General features: G+C 69.6%; 13 protein-coding genes. 1 reads left to right on the top strand and 12 read right to left on the bottom strand.

The genetic code is table 11. The features are described 5' to 3' along the window. Window positions 1-3 precede the first annotated feature (3 nt). The 7 genes from ACSVC7_RS22465 to ACSVC7_RS22435 all read right to left on the bottom strand — a co-directional run bounded on the left by ACSVC7_RS22465 (window position 4) and on the right by ACSVC7_RS22435 (window position 8,635). A complete protein-coding gene (locus ACSVC7_RS22465) occupies window positions 4-2,973 on the bottom strand; it encodes a TAT-variant-translocated molybdopterin oxidoreductase (protein WP_448206948.1) in 2,970 nt (989 codons plus the stop codon). Beyond that, window positions 2,970-3,623 carry a cytochrome c3 family protein gene (locus ACSVC7_RS22460; RefSeq protein ID WP_448206949.1) on the bottom strand — a complete coding sequence of 218 codons (654 nt, stop codon included), beginning with the start codon at window positions 3,621-3,623 and terminating at the stop codon, window positions 2,970-2,972. The genes ACSVC7_RS22465 and ACSVC7_RS22460 overlap by 4 nt, the downstream gene beginning before the upstream one ends. Window positions 3,624-3,752: 129 nt before the next feature. Next, entirely contained in the window at window positions 3,753-4,328 is a 576-nt protein-coding gene (locus ACSVC7_RS22455; RefSeq protein WP_448206950.1) for a cytochrome b, read from the bottom strand. An 86-nt stretch (window positions 4,329-4,414) separates the two neighbouring features. Further along, window positions 4,415-5,683 carry a glycerate kinase type-2 family protein gene (locus ACSVC7_RS22450; RefSeq protein WP_448206951.1) on the bottom strand — a complete coding sequence of 423 codons (1,269 nt, stop codon included), beginning with the start codon at window positions 5,681-5,683 and terminating at the stop codon, window positions 4,415-4,417. Window positions 5,684-5,716: 33 nt separating this feature from the next. Further along, the gene (locus ACSVC7_RS22445; protein WP_448206952.1) at window positions 5,717-6,682 is read right to left on the bottom strand and encodes a D-2-hydroxyacid dehydrogenase; all 966 of its coding nucleotides are present in this window, start codon (window positions 6,680-6,682) and stop codon (window positions 5,717-5,719) included. Between the two features lie 230 nt (window positions 6,683-6,912). Further along, window positions 6,913-7,743 (bottom strand): transketolase family protein, encoded by an 831-nt coding sequence (locus ACSVC7_RS22440; RefSeq protein ID WP_448206953.1) that lies wholly within the window; start codon window positions 7,741-7,743, stop codon window positions 6,913-6,915. Between the two features lie 46 nt (window positions 7,744-7,789). Continuing rightward, window positions 7,790-8,635 carry a transketolase gene (locus tag ACSVC7_RS22435; RefSeq protein ID WP_448206954.1) on the bottom strand — a complete coding sequence of 282 codons (846 nt, stop codon included), beginning with the start codon at window positions 8,633-8,635 and terminating at the stop codon, window positions 7,790-7,792. 198 nt (window positions 8,636-8,833) lie between these two features. Here ACSVC7_RS22435 and gcvA point away from each other — a divergent pair, with 198 nt between their 5' ends. Continuing rightward, window positions 8,834-9,733, top strand: a complete 900-nt coding sequence (gene gcvA / locus ACSVC7_RS22430) for a transcriptional regulator GcvA (RefSeq protein ID WP_448206955.1) — start codon at window positions 8,834-8,836, stop codon at window positions 9,731-9,733. Between the two features lie 64 nt (window positions 9,734-9,797). Here gcvA and ACSVC7_RS22425 read toward each other — a convergent pair whose 3' ends face one another. The 5 genes from ACSVC7_RS22425 to ACSVC7_RS22405 form a co-directional block, all read right to left on the bottom strand. Next, entirely contained in the window at window positions 9,798-10,613 is an 816-nt protein-coding gene (locus ACSVC7_RS22425) for a beta-keto acid cleavage family enzyme (protein ID WP_448206956.1), read from the bottom strand. Continuing rightward, window positions 10,610-11,578 (bottom strand): 3-hydroxyacyl-CoA dehydrogenase NAD-binding domain-containing protein, encoded by a 969-nt coding sequence (locus tag ACSVC7_RS22420; RefSeq protein ID WP_483508655.1) that lies wholly within the window; start codon window positions 11,576-11,578, stop codon window positions 10,610-10,612. Before ACSVC7_RS22420 ends, ACSVC7_RS22425 begins: the two co-directional genes overlap by 4 nt. Window positions 11,579-11,639: 61 nt before the next feature. Further along, window positions 11,640-12,956 carry an aspartate aminotransferase family protein gene (locus tag ACSVC7_RS22415; RefSeq protein WP_448206958.1) on the bottom strand — a complete coding sequence of 439 codons (1,317 nt, stop codon included), beginning with the start codon at window positions 12,954-12,956 and terminating at the stop codon, window positions 11,640-11,642. A gap of 6 nt (window positions 12,957-12,962) precedes the next feature. Then, window positions 12,963-14,033: a phosphotransferase gene (locus ACSVC7_RS22410; protein ID WP_448206959.1), complete on the bottom strand. Its 1,071-nt coding sequence runs from the start codon at window positions 14,031-14,033 to the stop codon at window positions 12,963-12,965. A gap of 58 nt (window positions 14,034-14,091) precedes the next feature. Then, on the bottom strand, window positions 14,092-14,787 hold the full coding sequence (locus tag ACSVC7_RS22405) for a GntR family transcriptional regulator (RefSeq protein ID WP_448206960.1): 696 nt from the start codon (window positions 14,785-14,787) through the stop codon (window positions 14,092-14,094). Window positions 14,788-15,014: the final 227 nt, after the last annotated feature.

Below are 15,014 nucleotides of genomic sequence, written 5' to 3'. Positions count from 1 at the left end.
CGGTCACGCCTCCTGAATGTCGGGGTTCGGGTTGCGCAGCCGCGCCTGGTAGGTGGTGCGCGGGCGGGTGTTCAGCTCGGTCAGGACTCCGTAGTCGAGCGGGCTCCCCTTGCGCCGGCGGACCGCGCTGTCCGGGTCGTTGGCGTCGCCGAAGACGATGGCCTCCGCCGGGCAGGCCTGCTGGCAGGCGGTCGTCACCTCGCCGTCGCGGATGGGGCGCCCCTCGCGGTCGGCGGCGATGCGGGCCTCGCGGATGCGCTGGATGCAGTAGGTGCACTTTTCCATCACGCCCCGCGCCCGCACGGACACGTCGGGATTCCAGGACAGCGACAGCCGCGGGTCGTCCTGCGAATAGTTGAAGTAGTTGAAGCGCCGGACCTTGTATGGGCAGTTGTTGGAGCAGAAACGCGTGCCGATGCAGCGGTTGTAGACCATCACGTTCAGCCCGTCGCTGTCGTGCACGGTCGCCGCGACGGGGCACACCACCTCGCAGGGGGCGTTCTCGCAATGCATGCAGGGCATCGGCTGGAAGAATGTTTCCTCCGGCGCCTCCGCCCCGCCCCGGTACCACGTGTCCACGCGGATCCAGTGCATCTGGCGGTTCCGCAGCACCTCCTCCCTGCCCACGATGGCGATGTTGTTCTCAGCCTGGCAGGCGGCGGTGCAGGCCCCGCAGCCGATGCAGGAATTGAGGTTGATCGCCATCGCCCAGGCGTTCCGCTTGTACTCCCAGGCGGGATAGAGCGACTGGTCGGGCTCCGGCCTTTGGGCGAAGTGTTGGTTCTCCCGGAATTCGTCCAGAGTCGCCGCGCGGACCGGGTCCGGCGATTCGATCATCTGGTGGTGCTGCGTCGCCGCCAGCCGGTGGGTGTCGCCCGTTTTGCGCAGTTCCACAGCCGCTTGCCAAAGTGAATTGTGAGCGCGCAGCCGGAAGGCGTCGAAGCCGATACCCTTGCCGATCCTTCCGGCGACCCGCCGCCCAAAGCCGAACGGCAGGGTGACGCAGTCCGGCGCGTGGCCGGGCACCACCCAGACCGGCGCATGGACGGTCCCGGCGGCGGTCGTCACCGCCACCACATCCTCGTTCTTCAGGTCGAGCCGGGCCGCCGTGGCCGGCGCCAGCAGCGCGGCGTTGTCCCAGGTCAGCGTCGTGAGGGGGCGGGGCAGTTCCTGAAGCCAACCGTTGTTGGCGTGCCGCCCGTCGCGCAGCCAGGGATCCGGCCGGAACAGCGCGGTCAGTGCCCCGGAGGCCAGCGACGCCACGGGGGGCGGCAGGCGTTCCGCGAGGTCGCCGGCCACCCGCACCGCGACCGGCGAGGCGGCGCTGCCCTCCACCACGCCCACGCGGACGGACTCCGTCCAGAAGGCCTCCGCGTCCGCCTCTCCACGGTCTCGCGCGGCCTGCATCCAGTGGTCGCGGACGATGCCCATCCCGTTCGGTCGGGGCTCCCCGCCCAGCACGGCGAGGAGTTCGTGCGGCGACCAGCCGGCCCACAACGGCTGAAGCTGCGGCTGGATGATGGTCGCGGTGCCGTCGAAGGCGCGGGCGTCGCTCCACCGCTCGTAAACGTGCGATTCCGGGACGTGCCATGTGCTCAGCATGGCGGTCTCGTCCACATGGGTGCCGAGATGCACGGACAGCGGCACCCGCCCCAGCGCCTCGATGAACCCGACATCGGCCGGGGCGGTGAAGGCCGGGTTGACGCCCATCATCACCAGCGTGTCCACCCGGCCCGCCGCCATGTCCCGGACCAGCGCGGCCAGCGAGGCCGCGTGATCCACCGGATCGACCTCCACCGGGTCGGTGTGGACGACCGGCGCGTCGAGTGCCGCGTTCACGGCATGGACCAGCGCGTGCACGGCGGCTGGCTGCGCCGGGCCGGCGTGGAGCAGCACCGCCCCCCGGTTGCGGGCCAGATCGCGGGCCACCGGGCCGACCCAGCCCGGCCCCCGCCCTTTCCAGTCCGCCGGCCCGGCGCCGAGTTCGGCGGCCAGCGCGCGCAACGCACCCTCGATCTCATCCGGACGGGCGACGAAGCGGTGGTCGGCGCGGGCGCCGGCCAGGGTCGGCGTGCTTTCCACGGCGTAGAGGCGGCTCATCCCGTCTGGATCGCCCTCCTCCGCCGCACGGCGCCGGCGCGCGAAGTCACGGGCGTGGCGCAGATGGCCGGGGGTGCCGTCCAGCAGGTCGCTTTCGATGGCGAGGATGACCTTCGCCCGGTCGACCTGCGGGATCGTCTCGACCGGCCAGCCGAAGGCCAGCGTGGCGCCGGCCCGCGCGTTGTCCCGCCCGTCCGCCTCCCAGCGGTGCCATTGCATCTCCGGGAAGCGGCGCCTCAGCGCCTCCATCTGCGCGGCCAGCGTCGGCGAGGTCACGGCGCCGGTCAGCACGCGCAGCCCCTGCCCCCGGCGGGCCTGCAACAGGGCCGCGCGCTCCGTCAGGGCCGTCACGAAGGCATTGGCGCCGGCGATGCGGCCCTGGGACAGGACATTCTGCGACCGGTCGGGGTCGTAGAGGTCGAGGATGCTCGCCTGGATGACCGGGTCCAGCGCGCCGAGGCTGGCGGGGTGGGCCGGGTTGCCCTCCACCCGCACCGGGCGGCCCATCTGGTGGATGACCAGAACTCCGTCGGCGTAGCCGCCGCGCGTCACCGCCGTGGCAAAGCGGCGCGGCAGGCCGGGGACGAGGCCCGGCGGCATTTCCACATAGGGCACCGCCTCGTCAGGGACGGTGCTTTGCCCGCAGGCGGCCAGCCCGCCGAGCGCGAAGGACGCCCCCATCAGCTCCAGCAGGCGGCGCCGGCCGATCCGCGCCTCGGCCATGGAGGGCAGGCCCGGAAACTCCCGCTGGAGCAGCGCCATCACCTCCGGCTCGCGCGCAAGCTCGCCCAGGCTGCGCCACAGGGCGCGGCCCCGCTTGCCGTCCAGGCGGCGGGCGATGGAAGAGCGGTCGGTCACCGGATCCTCGCTCATCGATGACACACCGAGCAGTCGGACAGGGTTTCGGGGTGGATGTGGTACATCGCCACCAGCCGCTCTCCGGAGGGCGTGTCGGGGCTGGGCTTCCAGTCCGGGTTGAACACCTCCTCGCGCGGGCGGAGGTTCGGGGCGGGATCGCGGTGGCAGCCGAGGCACCAGCCCATCTGAAGGCTCGCTCCCTTCCAGGTCAGCGGCATCCGGTCGACGGGACCGTGGCAGGTGGTGCAGCCCACCCCCTTGGCGACGTGGATGCTGTGGTTGAAGAACACGTAGTCGGGCAGCGCGTTGACCCGATTCCAGCGCAGCGGCACGCCCTGGGCGAGGCTTTGCCGCACCGGTTCCAGGAGCTTGGCGTTGGTCCAGATCTGCGAATGGCAGGTCATGCAGACATGCGTCGGCGGCAGCCCGGCCGTTGCCGACACCTCCACCGACGTATGGCAATAGCGGCAGTCGATCCCCAGCCCGCTGACGTGATGCTCGTGGCTGAAGGGAACCGGCTGCGTCTGCACGAAGCTCTTTTCCGTGTAGTAGCGGACCTTCGGGAACAGCCATCCCCCGCCGGCCAGCGTCACCGCCCCCGCGACGGCCGTGCACAGCACGACCTTCGTCACGAGGTTGGCGGTGGGACCGAAAACGGCCGGCATGCGGGCGGCTCCCGTCAGCGTGAGGGGCGGCGTGAGGGGCGTGGCTCAGGCACTACCCACCCTCAAGGTCGCGGGCGACGATCCGGTTCCGCTCCTTTCTCGAATGTCACCGATTGGGGAAGGCGGCCGTCAGGTACCCGGCAGCATCCGCCGCAGCACCTCGTCGCGCAGCACGAAGCGATGGTAGAGGGCCGCCAGGATGTGCAGCCCGGCCGCCCCCAGCAGCACGTAGCTCAGCACCACATGGACGTCGCCGGATGAACGGCCCAGCTGCGACCCTTCCGCCATCAGCGAGGGCAGCGGCAACGCCCAGAACAGCGTCACCGTCCAGCCGCGAGCGGAGGCGTTCATCCAGCCCAGCACCGGCACGGCCACGAGAAGCAGATAGAGCAGCCAGTGGATCAGCGACGACGCGGCGTTCTGCCATCCCGGCAGGCCCGCGGGCGGCGGCGGGGCCGGGTGGGTCAGCCGCCACGCCAGCCGGCACAGCAGCAAAATCACGATCAGCAAACCAAAGGACAGATGCAAATTGATCAAGGTTTCCGGCTGGGTGCCCCGGCGGATTTCGGGCATCGTCCAGGCGATGGCGTATTGGACGATCAGAAGCAGCGCCATCACCCAGTGCAGCACCATCGCCACCGGGGTGTAGCCGGCGAATTCCCGCCCGGATTCCTGCGGGCGGGAAACATAGGGATCGTATTGCATCGGCGCCTCCGTTGCCTGTCGGCAAGATAAGTGGCGCGCGTGCCCGGTTCGGCCATGGTCCGCCGTTGCCCGGATTGAAGAAACGGTTACGGCGGCGCGATCAGGATCGCGCGGAAGTCGTTGACGTTGGTCAGGGTCGGGCCGGTGACGACGCTGTCGCCGATGCCCTCGAAGAAGCCGTGCCCGTCGTTGTCGGCGAGGCTGTCCTTGGGCTTGATGCCGCGCTCCCAGGCGCGGGCCAGACTGTCGGGGGTCAGGATGGCCCCGGCGATCTCCTCCAGCCCGTCCACGCCGTCGGTGTCGCCGGCGATGGCGTGGATGGCCGGATGCCCGTCCAGCGCGATGCCCAGCGCCAGCAGGAACTCCACATTGCGCCCGCCCCGGCCCTGGCCGCGCACGGTTACCGTGGTCTCTCCGCCCGACAGCAGCACGCACGGTGCCGTGAAGGGCTGGCCGCGTTCGGCCACCTGGAGCGCCAGCCCGGCCATGACCTTCCCGACGTCGCGCGCCTCGCCCTCGATGCGGTCGCTCAGGATGTGCACGGCGTATCCGGCCTCCCGCGCCACCACGGCGGCGGCTTCCAGGGCCATCTGCGGGGTGGCGATCATGCGCGTCTCGCAGCCGGACAGGCGCGGGTCGCCGGGCTTGACGCTCTCGCCCCGGCCGCTTTCCAGGATTTCCAAGACCTTGGGCGGCACCGTGATGCCATAGCGCTTGATGATCGCCAGCGCGTCGGCGCAGGTCGTCGGGTCGGCGACGGTGGGGCCGGAAGCGATGTCCATGGGGTTGTCGCCCGGCACGTCGGACAGCAGCAGAGTAACCACGCGGGCCGGGTGGCAAGCGGCGGCGAGCCGCCCGCCCTTGACGCCCGACAGGTGCCGGCGCACGCAGTTCATCTCCGAAATCGTGGCGCCGGAGGCGAGCAGCGCGCGGTTGACCGCCTGCTTGTCGTCCAGCGTCAGCCCGTCCAGCGGCTGCACCAGCAGGGCCGAGCCGCCGCCGGAGATCAGGCACAGGACGAGGTCGTCGGCGGTCAGCCCCGACACCAGCGCCTGGATCCGCTCGGCCGCGACCATCCCGGCGGCATCGGGCACAGGATGCGCCGCCTCCACGATCTCGATCCGGTCGCAGGACACCGCGTAGCCGTAGCGGGTGACCACGAGACCGGACAAATCACCCGGCCAGTGGTCCTCCACCGCCTTCGCCATCGCCGCCGAGGCCTTGCCCGCCCCGATCACCACCAGCCGCCCCTTCGGAGGCTCCGGCAGGTGGGCCGGCACGCAGAGCGCCGGCTGGGCGGCGCTCACCGCCGCGTCGAACATGCGGCGCAGCAGGTCCCGAGGTGCGATGGTCATGTCAGAGTCTCCCCCAAGATCAGCAGACGGCGATCAGTAGGCGCCCAGCACGAGGTTGCTCGGCCTACCATTGACGAAGTTCTCGATGTTGTCGATCAGCTGATCGGCCAGGGTCTGCTGCGCCTCGTCCGAAGCCCAGGCGACGTGCGGGGTCAGGATCACGTTCGGGCGACCGGCGGCGCGCATCAGCGGGTTGTCGGGCGCCGGCGGCTCCGACACCGTGACGTCGAAGCCGGCGCCGCTGATCAGCCCTTCGTCGAGGGCGGTCACCAAATCCTCCTCGACCACAAGGCCGCCGCGCGCGGTGTTGACGATCAGGGGCTTGCGCGTCATCCGGCGGAATTCCGGCAGGGCGATCACCCCACGGGTCTCCGGCGTCAGCGGGCTGTGCAGGGTGATGACGTCGCTGGTCTCCAGCACCTCGTCCCACGGCGTGTAGAGCGGGCCAAGGCCGCTCTTGCCCTTGTGGGCGGCGAACAGCGGCACCATGCCGAAGGCGCGTCCCAGCTCGGCCACGCGCTGGCCCAGCACGCCCTCCCCGATGATGCCGAGGCGCGCGCCGCGCAGGTCGTGGATCGGGTGGTTGAAGAAGCAGAACTGCCCGGCCTTCTGCCATTCGCCGGCAATCACGTCCTGCCGGTAGGCGACGATGTTCCGGCGCAGCGCCAGGATCAGCGCGAAGGTGTGCTCCGGCACGGTGCTGACCGCGTAGCCCCGGATGTTGGTCACACCGATGCCCTTGCTCTGGCAAGCGGCCTTGTTCACGCAGTCGGTGCCGGTCGCCGCCACGGCGATCAGCTTCAGGTCGGGAAGCTGCTCCAGCATCGCCGCCGTCAGGGGGACCTTGTTGGTGATGGCGATGCTGGCGCCGGCAAGGCGCTCCACCACCTCCTCCGGACGGGTCTGCGGATGCTCGATCAGCTCGTGCGCAAAGCCCGGCCGGCGCAGGCGGATCTGCGGGGCGATGGTGGCCCGGTCGAGAAAGACGATCTTGTGCATGTTCGGAATTCCGAATTGTGGGAAATTTCCCCCTCGCCCAGCCCCGCCGGGAGAGGGAGGGGCCCGCGCCGAAGGCGTGGGAGGGTGAGGGCAAGGTCAGTCCGAGAATTCAGGAGGTGCGGACCGAGGTTTCTCGGGGAAACCTTGCCCTCACCCTCCCGCTTCGCGGGCCCTCCCTCTCCCGCCGGGGGCGGGCGAGGGAAACCCCTCGCCTCAAAACTCACAGGCTCTCAGCCGAGCCAGCCCTTGATGGTGGCGGCCATGGCGTCGGCCGAGATGCCGTAGCGGTCGTGCAGCGTCGGCAGCGCGCCCGCGTCGAGGAACTGGTCGGGAAGCGCGATCTGGCGGAAGGGCGGCGTCACGCCGGCGCACAGCAGCGCCGCGGCCACGGCCTCGCCCAGGCCGCCGATCTCCGTGTGGTTCTCCGCCACCACGACCAGCCGGCCGGAGCGGGACGCCTCGCGCAGGATGGTCACGTTGTCCAACGGCTTGATGGTCGGGGTGTGCAGGACCGCCACGCCGATGTTGTCGGCGGCGAACTGGTTGGCGACCTCCAGCAGGCGCATGTAGACCGGCCCCTGGTGGGCGGCCATGGCCGGCACCGCCTGCTCGATGTCCAGCGCGTCGCAGGGGTCGATCACCGTCATGTTCGGGATGGCGCGGATCAGCGCCAGATCCTCGGCCGCCTGATGGCTGGGGCCATAGCCGGAGGTCAGGCCCGGCAGAGCGCAGGCGATCTTGACGTTGCGGTGCTCCTCCGCGATCGTCTGGTGGATGAAGTCGTAGGCGCGGCGCGAGGCGAAGACGGCGTAGGTGGTGACGAAGGGGATCATGCCCTCGTGCGCCATGCCGGCGGCGGCCCCCATCAGCAGTTGCTCGGCCATGCCCATCTGGTAGAAGCGGTCCGGGTAGGCCTTCGCGAAGATGTGCAGGTCGGTGTATTTGGCGAGGTCGGCGGTCATGCCGACGATTTCAGGCCGGTCCTTCGCCAGCTCGACCAGGGCGTGGCCGAAGGGGGCGGCCTTGGTGCGCTGACCTTCGGCGGCGATCGAGGCGATCATCGCCGAGGTCTTCAGCTTGGGGGTTTGAGGCCCGGCTTGGCGGCGTTCATGCGGTCCTCCCGGCGTCCAGCGCCTGCAGGGCGAGCTGCCATTCGTGCTCGTCCACGCGGATGAAATGGTTCTTCTCGCGGGCCTCCAGGAACGGCACGCCCTTGCCCATCCTGGTGTCGCAGACGATCATGCGGGGCTTCGGCTCCGGATGGTTGCGGGCGGCGTCGAAGGCCGCAACCACCGCGTCCAGATCGTTGCCGTCCACGCGCTGCGTGAACCAGCCGAAGGATTCCAGCTTCGGCACCAGCGGCTCGAAACCCATCACGTGGGTGGAGGGGCCGTCGGCCTGCTGGTTGTTGACGTCGATGATGCCGATCAGGTTGTCGAGCTTGTAGTGGCCCGCCGACAGGATGGCTTCCCAGACCGAGCCCTCGTCCAGTTCGCCGTCGGAGAACAGCGTGTAGACCACGGAGGACGAGCCCTTGCGCTTCAGCCCCAGGCAGCGGCCAACGGCGATGCTCAAGCCCAGGCCCAGCGACCCGCCCGACATCTCCATGCCCGGCGTGTAGGCGGCCATGCCCGACATGGGCAAGCGGCTGTCGTCGCTGCCGTAGGTCTCCAGCTCCTCCTGCGGGATGATGCCGGCCTCGGTCAGCGCGGCGTAGAGCGCGATGGCGCAGTGGCCGTTCGACAGCATGAAGCGGTCGCGCCCTTCCCACTCCGGATCCTCCGGGCGGTAGGTCATGGCGTGGAAATACGAAACGGCCAGCACGTCGGCGATGTCAAGCGCCTGCCCGATGTAGCCCTGGCCCTGCACCTCGCCCATCAGCAGCGCGTTCCGGCGGATGCGGTAGGCGCGCTCGGCAAGGGTGACGTTGTGCCCTATGGCGGTTGTGTTCACGCGGTTCTCCATGATCCGGCGCTTCTCCGGTCTGTTCCGGGCAAGCGGCAGGCCAGTCCCTTTTCGATCCGGCCTTTTCGATCCGGTTTGCCCCACGGATTATCCGTGCGGCCTCGGAGAGAGCGTGTTTTGTTGCGTGAATTCGCTCAAACGAATAATAAAGTCATTTAGCTGAGCTGAATTCATGTGAGTTGTGCGATGCAGCATCGGGTGTCCCTGAAAGCCGTGCAGGCGTTCGAAGCGGCGGCCCGGCTGTCTTCCTTCGCACTTGCTGCGGAAGAACTGCTCGTCACGCCCTCCGCGGTCAGCCATCAGATCAAGTTTTTGGAGGAGCAGGTCGGGGTGAACCTGTTCCACCGCGTGCACCGGGCGGTTGTCCTGACCGACGCCGGGCGCGCCTACGCGGAGGAGATCACCGCCGCCTTCGCCCGCATCGACACGGCCACCCGCAACATCGGCCGAACGGAGAAGAGCGACATCCTGACCATCCATTCAACGCCCAGCTTCGCCACGCAGTGGCTGATGCCGCGTCTGGCACGGTTCAGTTCGCTCAACCCGGACATCGACGTGCGGCTGAACGCGACCGTCGCGCCGGTGGATCTGTCGACGGAGGCGGTGGACCTCGCCATCCGCTACGGCTCGCGCTTGCAGCCGGCGGGCACGCAGGTGCTGCCCTTCCCCACGGAAACCATCGTGCCGCTGTGCGCGCCGGCGCTGATGAACGGGCCGCACCCGATCCGGACGCCCGAGGACCTGCGGCACCACACGCTGGTCCACAGCGAGGTCTGTCTCGTGGGATGGCGCGACTGGCTGCGCCAGCACCGGAAGGTGAAGTTGGAGATCACGCGCGGGCCGCGCTTCGACCGCTCCTTCATGGCGATCAGCGCGGCCGTGGACGGGCTGGGCGTGTGCCTGGAAAGCCTGCTGCTGGTGCAGCGCGAGCTGGAAGCCGGACGGCTCGTGGCGCCCTTCGGGCTGGAAGGGCTGAAGGTGCAGGGCTACACCCTCAACCTTTTGAAATCGCGCGCCGACCTGCCGAAGGTCCGCAGCTTTCAGGACTGGCTGTTCGCCGAACTGGACAAGAGTTCTCCGATTTGAATGTCGGCATGCCGGCCCGTTGAGCTGCGGCCACGGTTTGGCGGCCTGACCACCGGCGGCTGCGTCATGGCGAACGGAGGAGTTGCCGCGCCGTGTCGCCATCGGCCGGCACGCGGCCCAGCAGGGGTGCGGCGGTGGCGACCTGGGCCACCAGGGCGGCGTTGTCCGGTGCGACCGATCCGTCGGCCAGCCACAGGTTGTTCTCGAAGCCGACGCGGACGTGCCCGCCAAGCCCCGCCGATGTGATCGCGCAGGCTCCCTCCAGCGCGCCGAACGCGCACACCATCCAGGCGAACCGCCCGCTCCAGGCAGCCAGGAAGGGCAACAGGTCCGGCGGTGCCGAGCGCTGACCCGGTGCGTAGCGGCCCAGCACGAACAGCACGCTGCACCCCACGTCCGGGATCACGCCGCGGGCGACCAGCTCCGCAAAACGGGCCACGTCGGCGGTGTCGTAGAGAATGTGCTGGACCAGCGTGCCCGCCGCCGCCTGCTCCGCGTAGAAGCGGGCCGCCGCGGCTTCCGACGCGCTGTCGGGCACCAGTTCCCTCACGGCCGCGGAGAAGGCTTCCGGCCGCAGGGCGCGCATGGCAGCCATCTGCTGCTCGGCGGTGTAGACCCCGACCGCCTCGGACGTCGCCTGGATCAGCAGGTTCGCCCCGGCCTCCCGCCGGACCGCGGCGATGGCCGCGCGGTAGGCGTCGGGGTCGAGCGTGTGGCGGCCGGCGCCGTCGCGAACATGAAGATGCAGCATGCCGGCGCCGGCGTCCCGGCAGCGCGCCGCCTCGCGCGCGATCTCCTCCGCGGTCAGCGGGATCGCGGGGTGGTCCGCCTTGCCGCGGCGCGCCCCGTTCGGCGCGACGGCGATGACCAGCGGGGTCATGCGGCACCTCCCGCCGGGTCACGGCCGAGCACGCGCAGCAGGTCCATCAGCGCGCGGTCGCGCTCCGCCTCCAGCTCCTCGACGGAGCGGCCTGCCGCCTCCTCGGCGACGCCGTCGACGATGCGGGCCTGCACCTCCGGCCCGAGGCCCGGATTGCCGAGGGTGGCCCAGCGGCGCAGCTGGCTCGGCCCGAGATGCGCGAGATAGTGCGCGATGCCCCCGTCGCCGCCGCCCAGGTGATAGGTCATATGCGGCCCCATGATCGCCCAGCGCAGGCCGGGACCATGGCTGATCGCCGCGTCGATGTCCGCCACGCTGGCGACGCCCTGCTCGACCAGATGCACCGCCTCGCGATAGAGGGCGGAGCTGAGCCGGTTGGCGATGTGCCCGGCCATCTCGCGGTTGAGCACCACCGGGCGCCGGCCCAGCGAACGGTAGAAGGCAACCGCCCGCTCGATCACGCCGCCATCCGCACCGCCATCCGCACCGACGATCTCCACCAGCGGCAAGAGGTGCGGCGGGTTGAAGGGGTGGGCGACCACATGCCGGCCCGGCCTGCGGCAGTCGGCCACGATGGCGCTGCGCAGCAGCGCCGAGGTGCTGCTCGCCACGATCACGTCCGGAGGAACCCGGGCGTCGATGTCGGCCAGCAGGCGGCGCTTCAGCCCCTCGTCCTCGGGCGCGTTTTCCTGCACGAGGCCGGCGCCGTCCAGCGCATCGGCAAGAGCCGTGTGAAAGGTCAGGCGCCCGCCGCCCCGGCAGCCCAGCTCCGCGAGCTGCGCCAGCGCGCGTTCGACGAAGCGCTCCAGCCGGTCCCGCGCGCCCGGCGCCGGGTCGGTCGCGGCGACGTCCAGACCGTGGGCAAGGAACAGCGCCGCCCAGCTCGCCCCCACGGTGCCGCAGCCGACGACCGCGACCCGCCCGATGTCACTCATGGAATCTGTGGTCACGGAATCTGTGGTCACGTCCTTTGCTCCTCCCCTCCAGCACCCACGGTCCGCACGCTCGCACCGCGAACGCGACGCGCTACAACGCCGCCAACACCTCGTCCAGGGTGGCGAGGAACAGCTTCGCGTCGTCCAACGAGAACACCAGGGGCGGGCGGATCTTGAGGATGTGGCCCTCCTGCCCCGTCGCGCTGATGAGCACCCGGCGCTTGCGCATGTCGTTGACCACGCGGGCGGCCTCTTCCGAGGCCGGCGTCTTGCGCGCGCGGTCGCACACCATCTCGACACCGACGAACAGACCGCTGCCGCGCACGTCGCCGATCAGGTCATGCTTGCCGGCCAGGGCGCGCAGGCCCTCGATCAGCTCCGTGCCCACGGCCAGGGCGTTCTCCTGCAAACGCTCCGTCTTGATCACCCGCAGCACCGCCAGGGCCACCGCGCAGGATACCGGGTTGCCGCCGAAGGTGTTGAAGTAGCGCTGGCTCTTGCCGAAGACCTCGATCACCTCCGGCCGGAACACGGCGCCGGCCACCGGATGGCCGTTGCCCATGGGTTTGCCGATGGTCACGATGTCGGGCACCAGCCCGTGGCGCGCGAAGCCCCACATGTGAGTGCCGAGCCGCCCGAAGCCGGGCTGCACCTCGTCCGCGATGAAAATGCCGCCGGCCTTGCGCATCACCTCGACCGCGGGCGCGAGGAAGCCCGCCGGATCGGTGAAGACGCCGCTGCTGGAGAAGATGGTGTCGACCAGCAGCGCCGCCGGCTTGATGCCCTTCTCCCTCATGTCGGCGATGGCGGCTTCCACGGAACGGGCGAAGGCGGTGCCCACCTCGGCCTCGGGGATTCGGTAGCCGTCCGGAGCCGGCACCACGCGGACATGGTCCCCCAGCTTCACCGCGGACCCGAGCGAGGGTGACATTTCCGCCAGCGCCGAGGTCACGCCATGATAGGCGTTGTGGGCGATGACGACGCCCGTACCGCCTGTGTGAACGCGGGCGACGCGCAAGGCCAGGTCATTGGCCTCGCTGCCCGTGCAGGTCATCATCAGGTGCGACAGTTCCGGCGGGAACTCCGCCAGGAAGGCCTCGGCGAATTCGACGATGCCATCGGTCAGGTAGCGCGTGTGGGTGTTCAGCACCGCCGCCTGCTTCGCCATCGCCTCCACCACCTCGGGCCGGCAGTGCCCGACGGACGCGACGTTGTTGTAGGCGTCCAGGTAACGGTTGCCGTCGGGATCATAGAGGTAGGAGCCCTCCCCCCGCACGACATGGACCGGATCGGCGTAGAACAGCCGGTAAGCCGGACCGAGCAGCCGCTCGCGGCGGGCGATCAGGGCGCGCTCGCGCTCGGGCAGAGAACCGGCGGCGTCGGGCGCGTAGGCATTGATCATTGTCATGCGGTGTCACTCTTCCTGGCAGGCGTGATGGAGCAAGCGGTTCGCGGCGCCCGCCTCGTCGCCGGTCAATCGGCTCAGGCCGGCGAAGGCGCGTTCGGCGTTGCGCAGAATGTAGGCGCGGTTCTCGGGGTACTCGGCCGCCCGCCAGCTCGTGATGCCGATGGTCAGGGCCAGGCGGGCCGCCACCAGATCGGGCAGCAGGTCCACCTCCGCCGGCGTCAGCGGAAGCACGGCATGGTAGGCGCGCGTCATCTCGACGATGGAGCCGAACGGCGTCTCGCCGCTGGCGACGTGGTAGGCAAGCGCCGTCGCCAGATCGTTGACCAGCGGCGCCTTCAGCGCGTCGCCGAAATCGATGATCCCGGTGACCGTGTCATGGCTGACGGGATCGACCACCGCGTTGTGGGGATTGAGGTCGTTGTGAATGACCTGATGGCGCAACGCGGGCAGCCGGGGGACCACCTCGTCGGCGAAGCGGGCGACGAAGCGTTCGACCATGCGCCGCCGCGATCCATCGTCCAGATAATGCAGCCGGTCCCGGACGCTGGCGGTGCGGGTGATGTCCCACAGCAGGTCGCGCTGCGCGCCGGGGTGTTCGAAATCGGCCAGCGCCACATCCAACCGGGCCAGGGTCGTCCCCAGCGCCCGCATCTGCCCTGGCGACGCCTGGGTGGCGTGAAGCGGCGTGCCTTCGAGATAGGTCAGCAGCCGAAGCACCATGGGACTGCCGTCGACCTGCACCTCGACCTGCGGCGCCCCGTCCAGAGTCCGCATGACGCGCGGCACCGGCAGCGCAGCGTCGCGCGCGGCGACGTGCAGCATGGCCTCGGTCTGGAAGCTGGTGACGACCTGCGGCTCGGCCGGATTGGTGAATTTCAGCACATAGCCTTGCCCGTTGGAGGCGGCGATGTGGAAATTGCGATCCCGCTCGCTGGTCAGCGCGCGCACGGTCCCGGCCACGCCGAAGTGCCGTTGCGCCTCGACGCCGGCTTCCTCCGGAGAGATCGGCGGCGCAACGGTGGTGAGAACATCCCGCGGCGCGGTGGCCGCTGTGTCCCGGTCGCTCGAAGATTTCAATGTTTGATGCATCATCGTGGGGTGCGGGCCAAGTGGGAAATGCGTCGGGTCGGAGGAGTCAAAGGGCGACGGCTTTGGGGCTTGCCGCGTCGGCCGCCGCGTCGATCCGCTCCAGGATCGGTCCGCTGGCCTGCAGGATATCCTGCTGGATGGCGTGGGCGGCGGCCGGGCCGTCGTGACGGCGAATGGCCTCCATCAGCGGATAATGGTGGTCGATCATGGTGCGCCCGGCGCCGGCGTAAACGTCGGCGATCAGCGGCCCCATCTGGAGCCACAGCCGTCGCTGAATGTCGCGAAGCACCGGCATATCCGCGATCGCCGCAAGTTCGAAATGGAACCGCTGGTTGAGTTCGGTGGCCAGCGGGGTGTCGCCGGCGGCGAGGGCCTCTTCGTTGCGCGTCAGAAGGGCTTCCAAGGTCCGGATCCGGGCCGGCGTGGCGTTCTGGGCGGCGCGTTCGGCGGCCAGCCCTTCCAGATTGACGCGGATGTCGCGGATTTCCAGGTAGACCGCCCTGGTCAGCAGCGGAACGCGGATGTCGCGGGGCGAGCGCAGCACCAGGGCCTGGTCCTGCACCAGACGCAGAATGGCATCGCGCACCGGCGTGACGCTCGTCCCCAGGCGTTCGGCCAAGTCACGGATTTTGATGCGATCGCCGGGCTTGAACACACCCTTCATCAGGGCTTCGCACAATTTTTGGTAGATTGTGCTGCCGAGGTTGTCGTGTTCAAGAAGGGCCAGATCGTACTCGGTCATCACCCGCCTTCTGCTCCGGCACTCGTCCGGTCGCTGTATGATGCATCATATTGCGACGAGGCTGGCGGGAGATCAAGGCGGTATTTCGCCCTCGCGTCCGGTCCAAGTCATTTCGCAAAGCCTTCCTAGGGCGTGTCGTCAGTTAGGGGATTCCCAGCGGGCGGAATGCGTGATTCATAGAGCGTCGGCTGACGGGAGGGCCGACCGATGCGACGCTATGCTTTGCG

This window comes from Azospirillum mesophilum (assembly GCF_053470405.2).
The sequence above is the reverse complement of the archived record's forward strand: the minus strand, read 5'-3'. Positions and strand labels throughout refer to the sequence as shown.

Coding starts and splice junctions, on each gene's coding strand:
- ACSVC7_RS22405 (WP_448206960.1), bottom strand. CDS start 14,787: ATGACCGAGTACGATCTGGCCCTTCTTGAACACGACAACCTCGGCAGC.
- ACSVC7_RS22465 (WP_448206948.1), bottom strand. CDS start 2,973: ATGAGCGAGGATCCGGTGACCGACCGCTCTTCCATCGCCCGCCGCCTG.
- ACSVC7_RS22440 (WP_448206953.1), bottom strand. CDS start 7,743: ATGATCGCCTCGATCGCCGCCGAAGGTCAGCGCACCAAGGCCGCCCCC.
- ACSVC7_RS22415 (WP_448206958.1), bottom strand. CDS start 12,956: ATGACAATGATCAATGCCTACGCGCCCGACGCCGCCGGTTCTCTGCCC.
- ACSVC7_RS22460 (WP_448206949.1), bottom strand. CDS start 3,623: ATGCCGGCCGTTTTCGGTCCCACCGCCAACCTCGTGACGAAGGTCGTG.
- gcvA (WP_448206955.1), top strand. CDS start 8,834: ATGCAGCATCGGGTGTCCCTGAAAGCCGTGCAGGCGTTCGAAGCGGCG.
- ACSVC7_RS22455 (WP_448206950.1), bottom strand. CDS start 4,328: ATGCAATACGATCCCTATGTTTCCCGCCCGCAGGAATCCGGGCGGGAA.
- ACSVC7_RS22445 (WP_448206952.1), bottom strand. CDS start 6,682: ATGCACAAGATCGTCTTTCTCGACCGGGCCACCATCGCCCCGCAGATC.
- ACSVC7_RS22425 (WP_448206956.1), bottom strand. CDS start 10,613: ATGACCCCGCTGGTCATCGCCGTCGCGCCGAACGGGGCGCGCCGCGGC.
- ACSVC7_RS22450 (WP_448206951.1), bottom strand. CDS start 5,683: ATGACCATCGCACCTCGGGACCTGCTGCGCCGCATGTTCGACGCGGCG.